Source organism: Streptomyces cadmiisoli, assembly GCF_003261055.1.
Lineage (GTDB): Bacteria > Actinomycetota > Actinomycetes > Streptomycetales > Streptomycetaceae > Streptomyces > Streptomyces cadmiisoli.
The window spans coordinates 626,788-645,577 of record NZ_CP030073.1; the positions used below are offsets into that span (position 1 = coordinate 626,788).

At 68.1% G+C, this 18,790-nt stretch carries 13 protein-coding genes; 7 read left to right on the top strand and 6 right to left on the bottom strand.

Annotation, left to right across the window (positions count from 1 at the left end; genetic code table 11):
- Positions 1 to 91: 91 nt before the first annotated feature.
- The gene (locus DN051_RS02655; protein ID WP_112437845.1) at positions 92 to 2,887 is read right to left on the bottom strand and encodes a glycoside hydrolase family 2 protein; all 2,796 of its coding nucleotides are present in this window, start codon (positions 2,885 to 2,887) and stop codon (positions 92 to 94) included.
- A gap of 428 nt (positions 2,888 to 3,315) precedes the next feature.
- Here DN051_RS02655 and ctaD point away from each other — a divergent pair, with 428 nt between their 5' ends.
- Positions 3,316 to 5,028 (top strand): aa3-type cytochrome oxidase subunit I, encoded by a 1,713-nt coding sequence (ctaD, locus tag DN051_RS02660; protein ID WP_112437846.1) that lies wholly within the window; start codon positions 3,316 to 3,318, stop codon positions 5,026 to 5,028.
- Positions 5,025 to 5,399, top strand: coding sequence for a hypothetical protein (locus tag DN051_RS02665; RefSeq protein WP_246040874.1), 375 nt, complete (start codon positions 5,025 to 5,027; stop codon positions 5,397 to 5,399). The genes ctaD and DN051_RS02665 overlap by 4 nt, the downstream gene beginning before the upstream one ends.
- 127 nt (positions 5,400 to 5,526) lie before the next feature.
- Here the strand turns inward: DN051_RS02665 and DN051_RS02670 are convergent, their stop codons facing one another.
- Positions 5,527 to 6,066 (bottom strand): GNAT family N-acetyltransferase, encoded by a 540-nt coding sequence (locus tag DN051_RS02670; RefSeq protein WP_112437847.1) that lies wholly within the window; start codon positions 6,064 to 6,066, stop codon positions 5,527 to 5,529.
- 248 nt (positions 6,067 to 6,314) lie between these two features.
- Between DN051_RS02670 and DN051_RS02675 the strand changes: the two genes are divergently transcribed.
- Entirely contained in the window at positions 6,315 to 7,199 is an 885-nt protein-coding gene (locus DN051_RS02675) for a metallophosphoesterase family protein (RefSeq protein ID WP_112437848.1), read from the top strand.
- Positions 7,200 to 7,547: 348 nt separating this feature from the next.
- Here DN051_RS02675 and DN051_RS02680 read toward each other — a convergent pair whose 3' ends face one another.
- Together DN051_RS02680 and DN051_RS02685 are read right to left on the bottom strand one after the other, a co-directional pair.
- Complete coding sequence (locus DN051_RS02680) at positions 7,548 to 9,773, bottom strand: ATP-binding protein (protein WP_162624808.1); 2,226 nt, start codon at positions 9,771 to 9,773, stop codon at positions 7,548 to 7,550.
- A gap of 1,232 nt (positions 9,774 to 11,005) precedes the next feature.
- Positions 11,006 to 12,445, bottom strand: a complete 1,440-nt coding sequence (locus DN051_RS02685) for a flavin monoamine oxidase family protein (protein WP_162624809.1) — start codon at positions 12,443 to 12,445, stop codon at positions 11,006 to 11,008.
- A gap of 457 nt (positions 12,446 to 12,902) precedes the next feature.
- Here DN051_RS02685 and DN051_RS02690 point away from each other — a divergent pair, with 457 nt between their 5' ends.
- Together DN051_RS02690 and DN051_RS02695 are read left to right on the top strand one after the other, a co-directional pair.
- Entirely contained in the window at positions 12,903 to 14,081 is a 1,179-nt protein-coding gene (locus DN051_RS02690) for an acyl-CoA dehydrogenase family protein (protein ID WP_053758967.1), read from the top strand.
- Positions 14,082 to 14,136: 55 nt separating this feature from the next.
- A complete protein-coding gene (locus tag DN051_RS02695) occupies positions 14,137 to 15,018 on the top strand; it encodes an NAD(P)-dependent oxidoreductase (protein ID WP_053758968.1) in 882 nt (293 codons plus the stop codon).
- A gap of 256 nt (positions 15,019 to 15,274) precedes the next feature.
- On the opposite strand, the gene DN051_RS02700 is transcribed toward DN051_RS02695, so the two are convergent.
- Entirely contained in the window at positions 15,275 to 16,879 is a 1,605-nt protein-coding gene (locus DN051_RS02700; RefSeq protein WP_112437851.1) for an aspartate aminotransferase family protein, read from the bottom strand.
- A 267-nt stretch (positions 16,880 to 17,146) separates the two neighbouring features.
- Here DN051_RS02700 and DN051_RS02705 point away from each other — a divergent pair, with 267 nt between their 5' ends.
- Positions 17,147 to 17,608, top strand: coding sequence for a flavin reductase family protein (locus DN051_RS02705; RefSeq protein WP_079000889.1), 462 nt, complete (start codon positions 17,147 to 17,149; stop codon positions 17,606 to 17,608).
- Positions 17,609 to 17,685: 77 nt separating this feature from the next.
- Positions 17,686 to 18,099 carry a YybH family protein gene (locus DN051_RS02710; protein WP_112441986.1) on the top strand — a complete coding sequence of 138 codons (414 nt, stop codon included), beginning with the start codon at positions 17,686 to 17,688 and terminating at the stop codon, positions 18,097 to 18,099.
- A gap of 220 nt (positions 18,100 to 18,319) precedes the next feature.
- Here the strand turns inward: DN051_RS02710 and DN051_RS02715 are convergent, their stop codons facing one another.
- Entirely contained in the window at positions 18,320 to 18,730 is a 411-nt protein-coding gene (locus DN051_RS02715) for a YybH family protein (protein ID WP_053758972.1), read from the bottom strand.
- Positions 18,731 to 18,790 lie beyond the last annotated feature (60 nt).

Below are 18,790 nucleotides of genomic sequence, written 5' to 3' on the forward strand. Positions count from 1 at the left end.
GAGGTGCGGATCGGCGGCGCATCGTGTCGTCACGCACGGGCCCACCGGCACGGAAGCTCGTCGCTCCCTGGCGTGCCGGTGGGCGGCGTCGTCAGCTGGACGGGACGGTGACGGCCCGGGCGTTCCATCCGGAGACCCGTACGCGCGGGGCGCGGTCCGAATCGACCGTCCGGTACGAGGCCACCAGAGTTGCCGATTCGCCCGGCCACAGGCTGATCTGATTGTCGCTCCACTGGACGGGGAGCTTCGGGGTCTTCCCGTCCGCGGAGACCAGGTCCACGTCGGTGAGCAGCACGGGCGCGTTCGTGGTGCCCGGGTGGCGGAGGGTCACGGTCGTCGTCGATGTGCCGGCCCTGGTTGCCGCCGTCGCAGCCGTCACGTCCAGGGTGACCTGCGGCATCGCGTTCAGGCCCGTCAGGTCGGCGTAGGAGGTGGTGGGGGTGTAGTACCAGTCCGTCTTGGCGTGGTCGAGGACGTCGTTGCGGGTGGAGAGCCAGTAGACGTTGCGGCTCACCTCCCGGCCCGTGGTGTCGGTGAGCAACAGCCGGGCCAGGTACGTCTTTGCCAGACCGGGGACCGTGGCCGGGACGGCCAGCGAGGTGGTGGTCACGCCGCGGGCCTCGACGTCGACACCGGTCACCGTGCGGTCGTACTTCTTGGTCCCGTCGGTGTTGAACAGCGTGACCTGCGCCTTCAACCCCGACGCGGCGGTGGCGCGGTTGTTGACGATGCTCACCGTGCGGTTGTCGTAGCCGTACTGGATGTGGAGGGGTTCGTTGGCCTTCTTCGCTCCGAAGTAGGACCCGTTCTGGTCGAGATAGCGGTCGATCAGCTGCCAGTGGAGGGAGGTCCAGCCACTGTTGAGCATCCAGTAGATGACACCGGTCGCGGGGGCGGTGGTGTCCTTGGCATTGCGGGAGTACGCCTCGAACTGCGCCCGGACGGTCTCGTACTGCGCGAGCTGAGCCTTGCGCACGTAGTCGCCGAGGTCGGTCGGTCGTCCGTAGCGGCCGGCGAGCGCGGCGTTGTACAGCTTGAGTGTCGAGAACGTGGCCGAGGGAGAGCGGTGGTACTGGGGAGCGGAGGGTTGCTTCCAGAGGGTCTCCAGCTCGGCCGGGGTCATCATCCGGCGCAGCGTGTCGAGGGTGGGGATGTTCGGGCCGGCGCTGGTCTCGGAGTTGAAGCCGGTGGCTCCTCCCTCGCGCTTGTCGTACCAGTAGCCGGGAGGCACCCAGTCGTAGGGGCCGGTCATCCGCATCCCGGAGCGGCCGATGACGGGTGTCGACTTCCCGGAGGCGGAGGGGATCACGGGCACCTTCCAGTCGGCTGCCCGCAGCGCTTGGAGGTATCCCGACTCGATCTTGGCATTGGGCGCCGCGTCGCTGCCGATCAGGAACGAGATCACGCTGGGGTGGTGGCGCAGCCGCGCCGCCTCGGCGGCCATCGACGCCCGGGCGACCACGTGGTCGGCGGCGTCCCACTTCTCCCCGGACTCGGCGGGGTTGACCTCACCTTCCCACTTGTTGCAGCACTCCCAGCCGGCAATCGTGAGAATCCCGTACCGGTCGGCGAGGTCGAAGAACTCGTCGGGCTCGAGGTGGCCCTCCAGACGCAGCGTGTTCAGGCCCAGGTCGCGGACGTACTGCATGCGGTGCTCGGCGTAGGCGGGGTCCCAGCGCAGGAACTCGTCGGGTGACCAGCCCGCGCCCTTGATCAGCAGCGGGCGGCCGTTGATCCGGTACTGGCGCGCGCCGTCGGTGTTGATCGGTGCTTCCACGTCGCGGATACCGAAGGTGGAGTGTGCGGTGTCGGAGGTGGCTCCGTCGACCGTCACGGCCAGATCGAGGTCGTACAGGGGCTGCTCGCCCATCCCGGCGGGCCACCATACGCGTGGTGAAGGCACATGGAGTCCGGGGTGGTCGGCCGGGGAGTAGACCACGGTCCGGCTCTCCCCCGGCTTCAGCGTCACCTGCCGGCTGAGCGCCGCGGGCCCGGCTGTGCCGGACAGGCGCGCCGTGACGGTGTCGGACGAGTCGTTGCGCAGGAGGGCCTTGACGGTCAGGTTGGCGGAGGCCAGCGACGGCACGGCCAGGTCGGTCACGACGTGGGCGTCACGGAGAACCACCGGGCCGCTGCGGCGCACGAGGACATCGCGGACGATGCCCATGTTCCGGTCCGGTGGCGGCTGCAGCCAGTCGAGCCAGCCCACGGTGAGGTGCTTGCGCGGATCATTGGGCTGGATCCGGAACGCCACCGTGTTGGTGCCCGGCCTGACCAGAGCGGTGATGTCCAGTTCGTGCCGGGTGTAGGTCCCGGCGACCGTGCTCGCGGTGGAGACCTGACGGCCGTTGACGAAGACATCAGCGGCCGAGGTCACCCCGCTGAAGTCGAGATACGTACGAGCTCCCCCTCCGTCGACCGAGAAGTCGGACCGGTACCACCACGGAACCGCGAAGTCGGCGGCAGGGATCAGCTTCTGATTGGTCGAGTGGAACGGGTCGGGGTATTTGCCGGCCGCCAGCAGAGCGGCGAGGACGGTGGAGCGAGGGCCGGCCTGGTACCAGCCCTTCGTCGGATAGCCGGGGCTGGACACCTTGGCCGCCGGGTCCGTCACCTCGGCGGTCGACTGGATCATGTACCCGGCCAGAGCCTGGCCGGAGTCATGGCCGTCGCTCACCGCGGCGGCGGCCGGCGTACCGATCGCCGCCCCGCCGGTGAAGCCGACCGGGGTCAGGGCGGGGCCCACGAAGACGAGCAGGCCGAGGAGGGCGAGGACGGCGGACCGGCCGGGTACCCGAGCCCGGCGGTGCGACGGACCACCGGCCTGGATGGACGAGATCAGGTAACCAGGGCGGCACGGTGACACCCGGCTCAGCTGTCGAGGCATATAGTCAGCATGCTGCCGAATCCTTGGCATCCGACGCCTCACATGCCGCGCGTCGCCCGATCGCAGCAACCGGGCAGCGCGGGGAGGAGTGTTCCGCGCAGGCCCGCGAAGACCGCGCGTGCGCGTGCGCGTGCGACGGCGTCGCAGCAGGATGCGGTCGCTGTCCCCCGGAACGAGACATCGGCTCTCGGCGACAGCGGTGCCGTCTGCATCGGCCGTCCGGTCGTGGCCGCCGGCCGGCCACCGCGAGTTCGCTGACGATCACGCTCTACTGCGCAGCCGCCGCCTGAATCTCCCAGGCGTCCGCGGCGTCATGAGCCGACACGGTCAACAACGCACCCGGATGAGCGTGCGTGGGGGCCGGGGTTGCGCAATCTTGGTCCCATCGAGGCACCTTTTATGCTGCTTGTCCTAGATTAGGGAATTCGATGGCCGTAGAGGCGGAGCCGACCACGTTGGTGCCGGTCGAAGGGCGGCGCGGCCCGGGTCGCGTGATCGTCTCGTGGGTGACCACGACGGACCACAAGAGGATCGGGCATCTGTACCTGATCACATCTTTCGGGTTCTTCCTGGTCGGCGGTGTGCTGGCGCTCGCACTCAGGGCCGAGCTGGCCCGCCCGGGCCTGCAGATCCTCTCGAACGAGCAGTACAACCAGGCGTTCACCATCCACGGCACGATCATGCTGCTGCTGTTCGCCACCCCGACGTTCGCCGGATTCGCCAACGCGGTCATGCCGCTGCAGATCGGTTCCCCGGACGTGGCGTTCCCCCGGCTGAACATGCTGTCCTACTGGCTGTTCCTCTTCGGAGGCCTGATCGCGTTCGGCGGCTTCATCACACCTGAGGGTGCCGCCGATTTCGGCTGGACGGCCTACACGCCGCTCAGCGGCCCCACGCGCGCGCCCCAGCTGGGCGGTGACCTGTGGATCATGGGACTGGCCCTGGCCGGATTCGGCACCATTCTCGGCTCGGTCAACTTCATCACCACCGTCATCTGCATGCGAGCACCGGGCATGACCATGTTCCGCATGCCGATCTTCACCTGGAACGTACTGCTCACCTCGGTACTCGTGCTGCTCGCCTTCCCGGTACTCGCCGCGGCACTGCTCGTACTGGAGGCCGACCGGCGCTTCGGGGCACAGGTCTTCGAGGCGGCGAACGGCGGCGCGCTGCTGTGGCAGCACCTGTTCTGGTTCTTCGGCCATCCCGAGGTGTACATCATCGCCCTGCCGTTCTTCGGCATCGTCACGGAAATCTTTCCCGTCTTCTCCCGTAAGCCGATTTTCGGTTACACCGGGCTGATCGCCGCCACCATCGCCATCACCGGACTCTCCGTGACGGTATGGGCGCACCACATGTTCGCCACAGGTGCGGTACTCCTGCCGTTCTTCTCCTTCATGAGCTTCCTGATCGCCGTACCCACGGGCGTGAAGTTCTTCAACTGGATCGGCACCATGTGGAACGGCTCGGTGTCGTTCGAAACACCCATGCTGTGGTCGACCGGATTCCTCGCCACATTCCTCTTCGGCGGTCTGTCCGGCGTGATCCTCGCCTCGCCACCGATGGATTTCCATGTGACGGACTCGTACTTCGTCGTGGCGCACTTCCATTACGTGGTGTTCGGCACCGTCGCCTTCGCCACATTCGCCGGGTTCTATTTCTGGTGGCCCAAGATGACCGGCACGATGCTCGACGAACGGCTGGGGAAGATTCACTTCTGGACCCTCTTCATCGGCTTCCACACCACGTTCCTCGTACAGCACTGGCTCGGCGCCGAAGGCATGCCCCGGCGCTACGCCGACTACCTCGCAGCCGACGGCTTCACCGCGCTCAACACCATCTCCACCATCGGCGCCTTCCTCCTGGGCCTGTCCACACTGCCGTTCCTTTACAACGTCTGGAAGACCGCCCACTACGGCAAGAAGGTCGAGCTCAACGACCCGTGGGGATACGGACGCTCTCTGGAATGGGCCACCTCCTGTCCCCCGCCCCGCCACAACTTCACGACCCTGCCCCGCATCCGCTCCGAATCCCCCGCCTTCGACCTCCACCACCCGGACATCGCTCAACTCGAGCAGCAGCAGTTCACCGGGAAGCGCGACGCCGTGGAGCCGAGCCGATTCGAGGAGGGCGGAGAGTGACGGGAGAGTTCACCTCCGACCGTCCGCAGGCCCGAGCCGCGGCACTGGCAAGCGAGGTGGAGGGCTACCTCATCGCCCGTGCGGAGCGGGACGACGCGCGCCGCGAGGCCGATGCGCTCTGCGCCCGCCTGCCGTGGCTGACCACCGGACAGGCCGAGGACCTCAGACGCCACTACATCGACCAGCGCCTCAACGTGACATGCCGGATTCTGCGCAACGCGATCCGCCGCACCGACCACCTGCACCAGACGTACGAAGCTCGGTATGCATCCCTGCGACGCACCCTGCTGCGCCGTCATGCGGCCGCGGCCTGCGCCGTGCTGGCCTGTACCAGCGCCATCGGCGCAGCGCTGACCGCGCTGAGGCCCTGACGTTCCCGGCTCGACGCCACGGGCGACGCACGGTAGGCGGCAGCAGGGCCTGGATCGCCTCCATGCCCTCTCATGCCGGGCGGCCGGCCCTCACCACCTCAGCTTGACCGGCAACGAGCCGTGACCGTCAGACTCGCGCACTTCGCGCGAGGCGGAACAGCACGTTCGGACGCAGCGGTCCTTCGGGTGCGGCCGGGTCGTCGAAGTCCTCGGCGGGGTCCCGGGTCATGCCGATCCTGCGCATCACCGCCTGAGAACGGAGGTTGGTGGCCGTTGTCACGGCGAGGATCTCAGGGAGTTCGAGCGTGTCGAAGCCGTGGGCCAGGACTGTCAGCGCGGCCTCGGTGGCGTAGCCCTGGCCCCAAGCCGATCGCGCGAGCCTCCAGCCGATCTCCACTCCGGTGAACGGCATACCGTCATCCACCGGGTCGAGGCCCGCGAAGCCGATGAACTCGCTCGTGGCCCGCACCTCAACGGCCCACCACCCGTAGCCCTGCCGGTCGAACTCGGCCTGGAACCGCGCAACAGAGGCATCGCTCTGTTCACGGGTGAGCGGCTCGCCCAAGTGCTCCCGAACCTCCGGATCGGCGTTCATCGCCGCCCAGGGTTCAAGGTCGGAGTCACGCCATCGACGCAGGACGAGTCGGTCGGTACGCAGTTCAGTCATGCGCCCAGCCAACGTGAGTCCTCCCGCCGAGGCAATCCCATTTCCTCGGGTCGACACTGTCACGCAGCGGGACAGGAGCGGATCGCTCGCAACCGAACGAAGCCGCCATCGCCGGTTGCGGCTTAGCCCGCGCCGGCCGACGAGCAGTCCACTCCGAGCCTCTGGCCCACGGACATGCAGTCCGGCCCGAAGCCTCGAGCACTCCAACGCCTGGCTCTGCGCGACCGAGCCCCGATAGCCTCTGGTGAATGCGGATTGTGCACCTGTCGGACACCCACCTCGATCGCACTGACGCACCGAACAAGCACGGCGTCAACGCCACCCGGTCCCTGCGCCGGATGCTTGCCGATCTGCGGCACGTGCACGGCGTCGACGCCATCGTCGTCAGCGGTGACATCGCTGACGACGGCTCCTTGGAGGCTTACGCCGCAGCCCGCGACATCGTGGGTGAGTTCGCGGCGGGGCGGAACATCCCGGTGATCTACAGCACCGGCAACCACGATGAGCGCCGGGCGTTCGCCGAAGTGCTGGGCAGCGGCCATCTCGATCCGGACGGCAGCGACCGGGCCGACACGCTGATCCAGTCCGATGAGACAGAGCGGGCCGCCGTGAGCCTGGTCGGCGGCCACCGGTTCATCACACTCGACTCACTGGTGCCCGGCAAGGGGTACGGCCACGTGAGCCGAACCCAGCTCGACTGGCTGCGCGGCGTACTGGGTGCACCGGCGCCCCATGGCACCGTTCTGGTCTTCCACCACCCGCCGATCAACCTGGACGTGGAAGTCCAGCAGGCTCTGGGACTGCGGAACCCGTCAGAACTGCTCGACACGATTCGTGACGGCGACGTCCGCATCATCCTGTGCGGCCACTTCCACCTGCAGATCTTCGGGTTTCTGGAGACCGTACCGGTGTGGGTCACGCCCGGCGTCGTCAGCCGCGTCGACCTCACCGCCGCCCCAGGCACCGAGCGGGCCGTACGCGGAGCCTCCGCCACCCTGGTGCAACTCGGCACGGCACAGGGCCCGCTGTTCCATACCCTCCATGCCCGTGATCCGCAGGCGGGCGAGACCGTCTACGAACTCGACGAACAGCAGCTCAGCTCCGTCATCGACAAGCTCGGCCACGGAGGCTGACCCCCGGTCGCCAGGCAACTCGGGCACCTCTGGCTGCCGCGCCGCAGAGCCCAGGCAGGCGGCCCGTGTCAGGGCCGCCCCCGTGGCTCCCGGGTACAGCAGTCGCCTGACCACCCCATTCGACGTCATGGAATGCACCACTGCGCTCGAAGCCGCCGGAAGAACGCGACAGCCCCGACGACGACGGGGCCGGAGATCTCGGCGCCGACAGCGTCGGGGCGCAGGGCTGCGCAATGACGGCATGAGCATCGCCTTCCGCGGGCGGCGACGTACCCGAGGCGCCAGGCCGGGAGCGCTCTCAGCGACCGAACGACCTCGGGCAGGCCACCTCCTCGTGGAGGCGCGCCGTCAAGCCGTGGAACAGGCGAGTTCTTCCTCGGTCGGCTTGTCGAGCATCACGATCGTGGCCAGGCCCCTGTCATTGGACCAATCGGGATGGCGCACGAGTTCCGGGTCGGCGCCGACGATGACGGTCAGAGGGATCATGTCGGGAAGCCGGGCCAGCAGGCCGACGAGCTCTCGGGCCGCCTTGTCGGCGCGGTGCAGGTTGTCGATGATCAGGACCAGCGGGCCGTCCTGCGCGGCAGCTTCAAGGAAGTACCGCCAGACGTCCATCCATTCCTGGGCACCCAGCCACTCCGATGGGCGATTGACGCTCTCGAAGAGGGAAGTACACCGGGCGACGAGCCAGTTGGAGCAGCTCTTGGCGGCGTCCAGTCGATCGACGACGGTGCTGATCTTCTGGCGCACCGCCCAGGGCGGATCGGACTCCAGCACCCCGCAGTATCCGGAGATGATCGTACGGTGCAGGTCGAAGGAGCCGGATTCGCCGGCTTCCTCACAGCTCCAGGTCAGCACCTGTGCTCGGTCCAGCACTTCGGTGGCGAAGAGCTGCAACTCGTCGAGCATCCGGCCGCGGCGCGCGTCGGCCGTGCCGAGCACGGTGATCAGGTGCGGTTGCGACCAGCGGCTGCTGTGGGTCATCGCGCCCTGAAGCAGGTCGAGTTCGCGGTGGTGGGAGTCGTCCTGGTCCGTGCCCTCCTCCCTGGGAGGCTCGATCTCCCCCAGCAGCTTCCAGCGGGTGGGGGTGCCGGGAATCTCCTCGTACGAGAAGTGTTCGCGTGTCTCCTGGCGGGTGCGGTCGCAGACATGGGCGTGGCTGGAGGAGGCCAGGTCGAGCAGGGCACCGGACTCGCTCATCACCCGCGCGCCGAACACCTTGGGCGGCGCGCTGCCACTGAGCGACTGGCTCACGAGCACCTCACCGCTCGCGACGGACACACGCAGCCTCACCTGTACGGCCGCGGGCGCGCCGTCCGGCGTCTCGAACGGCACCGCCAGCACTCCGCGCAGCGCCTCGGCGGCCTGGACCGCACGGACGGAACACCCCGTGTCGTCCGGTTCGGCCACGAAAAGGGCGACGGTGAAGTCGCACAGTGAAGAGATGACCACACCGCCCTGGTTCTCGACCTCGCGTTGGACGAGGTGGCTCATGTGGTCGGTCCAGGCGTCGAGTTCGGCGCAGTCGCCCGGCACGGGATCGGGTTCGGCGCGTACCGCGATGATGCTGGCCTGTCTGCGCACGGCGGACGAGACGGTGGACCCGGCGGCGGGCACAGCCGTCGGCAGCGCACGAGCCGTCGCCTGCCGAACCGTTGCTGTGCTCGGTCCGGTCTCGGTCGAGAAGGTCAGGGGCTCGGAGGCCGGGGCGGCAAGGGCGGTGAGAACCTTGGGAGCCGTGTCGAGGACGGGTGCGGAGAGCACCGCCCGCAGAGGCGCCGCAGCCGAGGTCTTCGGGCCGGGTCCCGAGCCCTGGACCGAGAACTGGGGCGGTTTCGGGAATCTGCCCTCGCGGATGTTCTCCGGCACGTGCGGCTGCGGCTCGGTCGCGGCCGCGGTGAGCCCGGCAGGTGCCGGAGGCTCGGCCGCCGCGAGCGAGGCCACGCCTCGCGGCCCGGAAAGCGCTCCGCCCTGAACCAGCGCGAGGTCGGGATCGTGGTTGAGGATCGCCTGTTGGAGCTGCTGGAGTTCACGGCTCGGCTCGAGACCGAGGTCCTCGACCAGCAGGGTGCGCAGCCGGCTGAACACTCCGAGCGCGTCCGATTGGCGCCCGCAGCGGTACAACGCACGCATGAGCTGACCGCACGCGCGCTCGCGCAGCGGCTCTGCCTCCACCACGGACTCGAGCTCCCCGAGCACGGTCTGATGGCGCCCGCAGGCGAGGTGGGCCTCGAAGAAGTCTTCGAGGACGTCCAGCCGCGTGCTCTCCAGGCTGGACAACTCCGGCCACATCAGGCCGGCTTCGGTGATGTCCAGGAGGGCCGGGCCGCGCCACAGGTCGAGGGCGTCACTCAGGAGCTGCACCGCCGTGTCGGGCTCGCCGGCTTCCAGTCGTGAACGCCCGTCCTTCACCCAACGGTGGAAGAGATGCAGATCGATCCGGTCGAGCGGGACGTCCAGGCAGTAGCCGGGTGGCTGCGTCCGCAACGCCACCGGAGCCGTTGCGGCTCCGGTGGGCAGGAGTGCGCGTCGCAGGCCCCAGATGGCGTTCTGAAGGATCTTGCGGGCGGTCATGGGAGCCTCTTCGACGCTCCACAACGCCTCTAACAGTTTGCTGGTGGGAATCGTTCGGTTTGGATGAAGGAGTAGGTATCCGAGTGTCGCTCGCTGCTTGATTCCGCCGAGAGCGATCACATGCTCGTCCGCGATGACCTGGAGTGGACCCAACACCCTGAACCACACAGTTCCCCGCAAGTGGTCGTTGTGAGGCGTAGAGCACATCCCCCCCTACGCCAATTGCACAACCAATGCTACTAACGGATGGCGTCGATCCCGCAACGATTCGTGACCGAATTAACACATTGTTGTCGGAAACTTATTTTGCCCGGGCGGGCCCGGGGTGCGAGCGGCGCCGGACACCGGCGGGTCGACGGCGCGGACACCCCCGGCGACCGCCGATCCGACGCCGAGGAGGCTCGGTTGACAGTTCTACCAGTTCATCCCCCACAAGCAGCGTCGTTACTCGGCCCGCGTGTCGCCGATCAGAAAACAGACATTGTTGAGTCAAGCATGATGAACACACAAAACTGGATGCTTATGTGACGCAAGGCTGGCACACATCTTCTATTCCGACACCTGGGCCGCTGGTATGCTGTTCAAAATCTCGACGGTCGATCTTCCGCCGATATGCAGCGCCATATCGCAGTGTCGATACGGGGGAATTGAGTACCCGTCGAAATAATTCGATGAGAGCGCCGGGATTACGGCCGCAGGTGAAGTCCTCGGCTCGGAGCGGCTCTTCGGCAGAGATGCCCGCCGCCGTCCCCACCCGGTCCCGGGGTCCAGCGAGGCCCCGCCCAAAACCATGTGCCCGCCGTCGAGGACAAGGCCGAGGCCTTCCGACGGCGGGCAGTGCACGGTCTGTCCCACGTCGACCGGACCGAGCGCGGGAGCGATCACGGATTCGCAATGTCCCGCACTTGCGGGGACGGACTACCTGTCAGGCAGCGGCGCACGGCCTGTGCGGGAAGGCTGCGCCGCCTCGTGGTCGCCGGCCGCAGCACACGGCGGCACACCGCTGCCGCAACCGCGTCCGGCCGGCGTCGTCCGGGAACGTCGCGTCGTGGGAACGAGGGCTGGTAATTCCGCTTGTCGATCTCGCGATGGACACCGAACCCACTGACCCTCGTCCGGAATCAAGGACGGCCGGAGCAACAGGCCGTCACCGACGTCCCCGAACAGCACGTGTGACCCTCTCGGGGTGACCGACCGGCGGGTCACGCTCCTACGGTCGGCTCCTTCGACTTCTACGCGGGAGCTCCGGGCCCGCTCAGTCCGGCAGCGATGGCGCCGGCCTGGATGCCCGACTCGATGGCGCCGTCCACGTAACCGGCCCAACCCGTGGCGATGTCGCTGCCCGCGAAGATGAGGCGGCCGTAGGGCTGGCGAACGGTGCGCAGCGAACCGAGGAGCTGTCCCGGGCGCCGGAACGTCCAGCCGCCCTTGGCGTAGGCGTCCTTGCCCCAGTCATGGCCCTTGACGGACAGGACCTCGGTGCCGGGGAGCACCTCGCTGACGGCGCTCTGGATCTGCGACAGGTTGTTGGCGTCCAGATTCGGGTTGACGCTGAAGCCGATCAGCACGCTGCCCTGGCTCGACTTCTCGGCGTTCGCGATGACCAGGTCGAGCAGCGCACCGCTCTTCCCGTTCACCAGCGGGCGGCCGATGTCGCCCTGGACCTGGATGAGGATCTTCTTGGCCGTCGGAACGCCGACGGTCTGCGTACTCATCCGCCCGAACTCGGCGGGCAGGCCCGCGGAGAAGTTGATGGAGTTCCAGACGTTGACCGGCACGGCGACGACCACGGCGCCGGCGTCGTACACGAGGCCGTTGGCCGTCACCTGTACACGGGAGCCGTTGTCGGCGACCTTGGAGACGGGCGCGTTGTATACGATCGTGGCGCCCGTCTCGGCGAGCATCTTGCCGATGACACCGCTCAGCCCGCCGACAGGGCGGGTGACGTTGATGCCGTGGAACGTCTCGGTGTCGTAGCCGCACAGCGCCCACCAGTGGGCGAGCTGGGTCAGAGAGCCGCGCTCGAAGCCCCCGCCGTAGGCGCCGGTGGTGGCACTCACCCAGTTCTGTTCCAGGGTCGACAGGCGCAGCTGGCGGGCCCGGTCACCGAGGGTGAGCTTGTCGAGGTCGACCAGCAGGTCCGCACGCTGGAACGGGTCGTAGGGCTGCGGCAGGTACTGCTCCGCGCCCTCGACGAACCGGCGCAGCAGCGCGTCCTGGTGCTCCAGGAAGGCCAGATCCTGCTTGGCGTAGCCCCCGGACTCCGTGGCGAACACGGTGAAATCGGGGAACGGGTCGTCGACCTTGGCGATGCCCAGACGCTGGACCTCGTTCCAGATCAGGGTCTGGCTGGGGTGGATCCAGGTGGCGCCGAACTCGATCGGCACGCCCGAGAAGGTGCTGGTCCAGGCCCGGCCGCCGACTCGGTCACGAGCCTCGAGGATCAGCGTGCGCTTGCCCTTGGCCTTCAGCTCGCGCGCGGCCGTCACGCCGGCGAATCCACCGCCGATGACGATCACGTCGTAGCTGCGTGAGCCCGCCGGCGGAACCGCGTCGGCGAACGCGGTTCCGGCGGAGGCGACACCGGCGGCGCCGAACGCGCCCGCGGCGGCACCGGCCTTGAGTATCGCCCGGCGCGAGGGATGCGTCCGTCTGAACAACGTCTCTTTCATTCCACTCCCCTTGTGCACGAAGTTGCCCATCGTCCAGGCATCACGAGCTGCCGTGGACGCCTGAATGCGGGACGACCATAACTGCGGTTTGACTGAAAACGATTCGAGTCCTCCCACTGGCCGATAATCGCCCGTTTCCCGGCCGGCGGAGCATGACCGAGAGGACCCGATTACCTGCCGGTGTGTCGGCGATGAGCGGCCGAAGACCACGGGCCCGTTAATCTGTTGGGGAACTCGGTGACCTGTTCTTGGGCAGGCGTCGGGAAGATGACAGGGCGATTACTCGCCGGTGGCATGCGGCTGACCCGCCTCGGTTAGCTTGTCTGGGTCGCGAAATGACAATGGGTGACGAAATCGGACCGGATTCTGCGTCCTTGATTCGACGTGTATTCACATGACAGTTCATTGGCCTGCGCCCGTTGCGTTTCACTCATGCCGAATTGACCGAGGAGCTGGGATGGCCGTCAGGTCGACCGAAGCCGAGAACATTCTCAAAGCAGTCCGCGAAATCGTTCCGACGCTGCGCGCGAACGGTCCCGAGTCCGAGGACCGACGCTGGATCGTCGAGGAGAACATCGACCTCCTGGACAAGGCCGGAGTCTTCCGTGTCGCCGTGCCGAAGCGCTTCGGAGGACTCGACCTCTCCCTGAAGGAGCAGGTCGAGATCCTGACCGAGATCTCCCGAGGCTGCGGCTCCACCGGCTGGGTGGCCGTGGCATGGATCTCCAGCGCCTGGATGGCCACCCTGTACCCGCTCCAGGCGCAGGAGGAGATCTTCAAGGACGGCTCGGTCCGTATCTCCGGCGGCTTCACGCCGACCGCCAAGATGGTCCCCGCCGAAGGCGGTTATGTCCTCAACGGCGCCTGGCGCTTCAACTCCGGTGTCCGCGGCGCTCACTGGGACCTGCTCGCCGCCGAGCTGGAGCACCCCGACGGCACCGTCGAAGAGGTCTACGCCATGGTGCCGGTGGACCAGCTCACGATCGCCGACGACTGGCACGTGTCCGCCGCCATCGCCACCGGCAGCTCGACCTCCAGCGCCGTGGACCTCTTCGTCCCCGCCCACCGCGTCGTCACCCTCGAGCAGGCCGTGCTCGGCACGTCCGGCGGTGGCGCCGTCACCGGCTCCAAGGGACGCGACTACAGCCTGATCAGCTTTGTCGTCGCCGAGTCCGTCGCCGCCTACATCGGCATGGCCCGGGCCGCGTACGAGGAGATCGTCGCCACGGTCAAGGGCAAGCCGCTCGCGTACAGCAACGTGGCCGACCAGGCGCAGCACCCCCTGACCCAGATTCAGATCGCCCTGGCCCACGGCAAGATCGAGGCCGCCGAAGCGCTCGCCGACACCTACCTGACCATGCTCCAGGAGCGCGCGGACGCCGGCGAGCAGCCGACCTGGGCGGAGAAGGCGGAGGTACGCGGCAAGGCCGGCGTCGCGATCATGCTCACGCAGGAGGCCGTCCAGGCCCTCCACTCCATCAGCGGTGCCGGTGCCCTCTCCCGCAAGGCGCACTTCCAGCGCTTCTACCGGGACCTTCAGGGCCTGGCCCGTCACGGCCTCATGGCTCCGAACATGGGTCTCGAGGTGCACGGCCGCACGCTGCTCGGTCTCGACCCCGACAGCCTTTTCCTGTAGGACGCCGCCCCCTCGGGGGCGCTCGTATCAACGAAGAACAACAAGGAGCAAGTCGATGTCGAACACGAACCAGGGTCCGGTGACCGTCCTCGGTCTGGGCATGATGGGCGCCGCCCTGGCCGCCGCCTACGTGCAGAACGGCAACCCGACCACGGTGTGGAACCGTTCCGCCGGCAAGGCGGACGCGCTCGTCGAGCAGGGCGCCGTCTTCGCGCCCGACCTCAAGGAGGCGATCGCGGCCAGCCCGGTCGTCGTGGCCTGTGTCTCCACCTACGAGGTGCTCAACGAGCTCGTCGCGGGCGCCGCCACCGAGCTGAAGGGCAAGGTCGTCGTCAACCTGACCTCGGGTACGCCCGAGGACGCCCGCGCCTTCGCCGCCTGGGCGGAGCAGAACGGTGTGCGCTACCTGGACGGTGCCATCATGGCCGTCCCGCAGATGATCGGTCTGCCCCAGGCTCTGATCTTCTACGCGGGCTCGCAGGACCTGTTCGGCGAGCACGAGGAGCTGCTGAAGGTGCTCGCCGGTACGAACGTGTACCTGGGTGAGGACACCGGCGTGCCGCTGGTCTACGACCTCGGCCTGCTGTCGCTGCTGTGGTCGAGCCTCGCGGGCTACTTCCACGCCGTGGCGCTCGTCAACTCGGCCGGCGTCTCGGCGGAGGCGTTCACCCCGTTCGCCCTGACGTGGATCGAGCACGTCATCACTCCGGCGATCCCGCAGAGCGCCCAGGAGATCGACTCGGCGAGCTTCGAGACCGAGATCTCCAGCCTCAACGTCAACAAGGCCGCGATCGAGCACCTGGTCGCCACGAGCAAGCAGCTGGGCATCAACAGCGACTTCTCGGCCACCATCCAGACGCTGATCGAGCGTCGCGTCGCCCAGGGACACGGCACCCACAGCCTGGCCAGCCTGGTCGAGGCGTTCAAGCAGGGCTGACCGCCCGCGTCACAGCCGTGCCGCCTCGGTGTCACCGCACACACCGAGGCGGCAGCGCGCTGGGCGTGGCCCGGCACGGTTGCCGGGCCACGCCCAGTGGCATGGTGCACGGGCAGGGACCGAGGGGTGCCCTGCCCGTGCGACGCTGTTTTCCGGGAGCGCGGGAATGAGCTCTGCCCGGGTGCGACGTGTGTGAAGGCCGGTGGCCGGGGCGTGGATACCGCCCCGGCCACCGGCCTGTGACCGCCGTCCGCCGCTATGCGCCGGGCAGCGCCAGGGGCCGCTGGTACCCGCCCCGGATGATGTCGCAGGTGTCCCGCAGTGCCGTCTCCAGCCAGCTGATCTCGTCGTCCGACAGCAGGAGGGACGGCTCGAAGCGCAGCGTGTCGGGGGCACTCGCGGTCGGGAACGTACGGAGCCGATGGCCCCGCAGCAGATGCCCCGCGACCAGGTAGCCGAAGAGGCCGGCGCGGGCGGCCTCGGCGACCGGGGCGGCCGGGGCGCCGGACTGGTCGTGGAACTCCAGCCCCAGCAGCAGGCCGCGGCCGCGGACGTCCTTGACCACGTCGGGGTAGTCATCGCGCACGGAGCCCAGCATGGCCAGCAGCCGGTCGCCCAGCTCGGCGGCCCTGCGGTAGGCCGCGCCGTCGTCGGCCTCCAGGAGTTCGAGGACCTTGAGGGCGATGCGGTTGGAGAAGCCGTCCTTGGCGAAGGTCGAGCTGTGGATCAGCTCGAACTGGCCCTGGTAGCGCGAGGAGCGGACCATCAGCACCGAGATCTTGGCCAGGCCGCCGCCCAGGCTCTTGGCGAGGGTGTAGTAGTCGCCACGCAGCCCGAGGCGGGTGCCGGCCAGGAAGTCACCGGTGCGGCCCATGCCGCTCTGGATCTCGTCCACGATGACCGGGGCACCCAGCTCCGCACAGACCTCGTGGATCTCCTCGACGAACTCCCGAGGCATCTCACGGATGCCGCCCTCACCCTGGATCGGCTCCAGGACGAAAGCGCAGACGACGGGCGCTTCGTGCTCGGTCAGCCGGACGAGGCCGTCCACCACCTCCAGGCCGAGCAGCTGGGCCCGCTCCTCGTCGGCGATCTTGCGCAGCGCACCGGGCTGACCGAGCGGGACGAACCGGGCCTGGGCGGCCAGAGCCTTGAACGGGTTGCGATAGCCCTCGTTGTGAGTCAGCTGAACCGTGCTGACCAACTTGCCGTGGAAGGAGCCCTCGGGGGTCAGGAAGACGGGGGGACGCCCGGCCTGGGCCGCGTTGTGCGTGGTGATGTGATGGACCAGCTCGTTCAGCGCTGCGGTGTCCGAGACGCGCGATCCCATGCCGACGCGCGCGAAGACCTCGTCGGGAATGATCGCCGAGCCGTCCCGTACCGCCTCGCGCGCCTCGGTCAGGCCGTCGTCGACGGCGGCCAGGAGCGCCCCGAGGCGGATGACCCGGTCCATTTCCGCGTGCTTGACCGCGGCCTCGTTGGCCTCGGCGCCGGTGTTGGCGAAGACGGCGAAGTACGGCTCGTCGTAGCCGCTCTCGCGCCGCACGATCCGGCTCAGGGCGAGCGCGAGCTCGGCGGCCTCGGGGTGCAGCGAGAACTGCGAGTGCACCGGAACACCGGCGTCCAGCAGCTCCTTCGCGTACGCGACGATCGTCGGGTGGTTGTGGCCCCACATGAGCGACCCGTAACCGCCCGCGTAGTCCAGCACGGGGATCTCACGGCCGTCCTCGGCCCGCTGATAAAGCGTGTTTCCCTCGGCCCTCACATATTCGGCGTCAAGGCCGGCCGAGGCCAGTACGGCCCCCAGATGGGGCTCCGCCAACTGTGTTTCATCAGCCTGGGAATGCGATGCATCGGTCATGAGGCCAACATCCCTGAACCCGCTCCATCATGCGGTCATGGCGTGGTCATCGGGCCGCCCAGCACGCCCCAAGGCCTCTGAATTACCTGACGATTGGGTGCACTAAAGCGGTGAACGGATAACTTCTCTGCCCAGCCCTTGATTGTGTAGGGGCCGCGAACCCGAATCCAAAGAGGGGAAATGACTCCTGCATCCGCAGAGCTTGGGCCCACTGTCTCGCGGACGGGGCTGCGCCCGACTGTCCAGGCCGCATCGCTGCGGGATGTGATGTCCCAGTTCGCCACCGGCGTCACCGTGCTGTCGGTGGGCGGCGAACACATCCACGCCATGACCGCCAACGCCTTCAGCTCCGTCTCGCTGACCCCGCCGACCGTCCTGGTATGCATCGCTCACAGCGCCGTGATGTTCGACGAGCTGACCGCGGACGGGCACTTCGGGGTGAACATCCTGGGCGCCGGACAAGAACCCCTGGCCCGCCACTTCGCCGACAAGAAGCGCACGCTCGGCCTCGCACAGTTCGACGACGTCGAGTGGGTGCCGGGCACCCACACGGGCGCCCCGCTCCTGTCCGACGCCCTGGCCTGGCTGGAGTGTGACGTGATCGACGCTCATGTCTCCGGCGATCACACGATCTTCGTCGGCAGGGTGCTGGACTGCCGGCGAGGCAGCGGGGACCCCGCGCTGACGTTCTTCGACGGGAAGTTCGGAAGTGCTCCCCGCGCCGCATGAGAACGCCGCGCGCCGCTCCGGTGCGCGGATGCACAAGACCAGCCGCATACGACGATCCCTGAATGAAGGAGCAGTCCATGACCGCAGCGACGCCCGACGTCGATCTGTTCAGCCTCGAACTCACCGATGATCCGGAGGTGCAGAACGATGTCTTCCTGAAGATATTCAACTCGGGCAACGGCGCCGCCTTCGACAATCTCTACCGTGCGGACGCCATCTCCAACCTGACGGGCGGCCCGCTCACCGGCGAGGCACGCACCAAGGGCATCATCGAGCTGCTCGCCAAGGGCCCGACTCTGAAGTCCGTCGTCAAGCACTCCTACACCGCCGACGACGTCACGCTGATCGTCGTCGACTTCGAGCTGGGGCTGCCCGGCGAGGACGGCGAACTGGTGCAGATCAAGGGCTCCTGCACCGACGTCATCCGCCGGGTCGAGGACGGCAAGTGGCTGATGGCCGTCGACCGGCCGGTCGCTGACATCACCGTCTGAGTCCCTGAGGCGTCACACGGCGCAGCACACCGGCGCCATCGGGCCGGGCTGCTCCCCGAACACGGGGGCGGTCCGGCCCTCCGCACGATCTGCGGGGAACGCCGAGCACTGCGCGGGTGGCAGGGACGACGAGAGAGCCGCATGACCCGGGGGGCGCCGGGTCATGCGGCTCTCTGCCCATCCGCGCCGGTGAGCCGGCGCCTGGCGGTCGCCCGTGACGTCAGTCGCGGGGCTCCTCGCCGAACGGGTCGTCGACGGCGTACAGCCACGAGCCGTTCGCCTGCTTGCGCAGCACGTCCAGACCGACACCGCGGAGGCTCTCACGGCCCTCGCCGCTCTCCGCGTTGATCTCCATGGTCCAGTCCACGACGAGCAGAGCCGTGTCCCCGGTGACGTAGGCCTCACGGACATCGGTCTCGATGTGCGGCTCCGTGAGGCTCAGGAACTCCTTGATCGCGGCATGACGCTGCTCGCCGCTCACCGGGTTGCCCTTTTCCCACACGATGATGCCGGCGTCCGTGTAGTGGGAGTCGACGCTTTCCGCGTCGCCCGAGTTGAAGGCGGCGACATAGCTTTCGAGGTGCTCCTCGAGCTCCTTGGGAAGTTCAACGGCCTTGGCGTCGTTCGGCATTCTTGTGTCCTCCGGTACGTGTGGATGAAAAGCGCGGCGAAGGCGTGCGAGTGACGGCCC

Coding starts and splice junctions, on each gene's coding strand:
- DN051_RS02655 (WP_112437845.1), bottom strand. CDS start 2,887: ATGCCTCGACAGCTGAGCCGGGTGTCACCGTGCCGCCCTGGTTACCTG.
- DN051_RS02710 (WP_112441986.1), top strand. CDS start 17,686: ATGACCGCAGCGACGCCCGACGTCGATCTGTTCAGCCTCGAACTCACC.
- DN051_RS02700 (WP_112437851.1), bottom strand. CDS start 16,879: ATGACCGATGCATCGCATTCCCAGGCTGATGAAACACAGTTGGCGGAG.
- DN051_RS02680 (WP_162624808.1), bottom strand. CDS start 9,773: ATGACCGCCCGCAAGATCCTTCAGAACGCCATCTGGGGCCTGCGACGC.
- DN051_RS02675 (WP_112437848.1), top strand. CDS start 6,315: ATGCGGATTGTGCACCTGTCGGACACCCACCTCGATCGCACTGACGCA.
- ctaD (WP_112437846.1), top strand. CDS start 3,316: ATGGCCGTAGAGGCGGAGCCGACCACGTTGGTGCCGGTCGAAGGGCGG.
- DN051_RS02670 (WP_112437847.1), bottom strand. CDS start 6,066: ATGACTGAACTGCGTACCGACCGACTCGTCCTGCGTCGATGGCGTGAC.
- DN051_RS02695 (WP_053758968.1), top strand. CDS start 14,137: ATGTCGAACACGAACCAGGGTCCGGTGACCGTCCTCGGTCTGGGCATG.
- DN051_RS02705 (WP_079000889.1), top strand. CDS start 17,147: ATGTCCCAGTTCGCCACCGGCGTCACCGTGCTGTCGGTGGGCGGCGAA.
- DN051_RS02715 (WP_053758972.1), bottom strand. CDS start 18,730: ATGCCGAACGACGCCAAGGCCGTTGAACTTCCCAAGGAGCTCGAGGAG.
- DN051_RS02690 (WP_053758967.1), top strand. CDS start 12,903: ATGGCCGTCAGGTCGACCGAAGCCGAGAACATTCTCAAAGCAGTCCGC.
- DN051_RS02685 (WP_162624809.1), bottom strand. CDS start 12,445: ATGAAAGAGACGTTGTTCAGACGGACGCATCCCTCGCGCCGGGCGATA.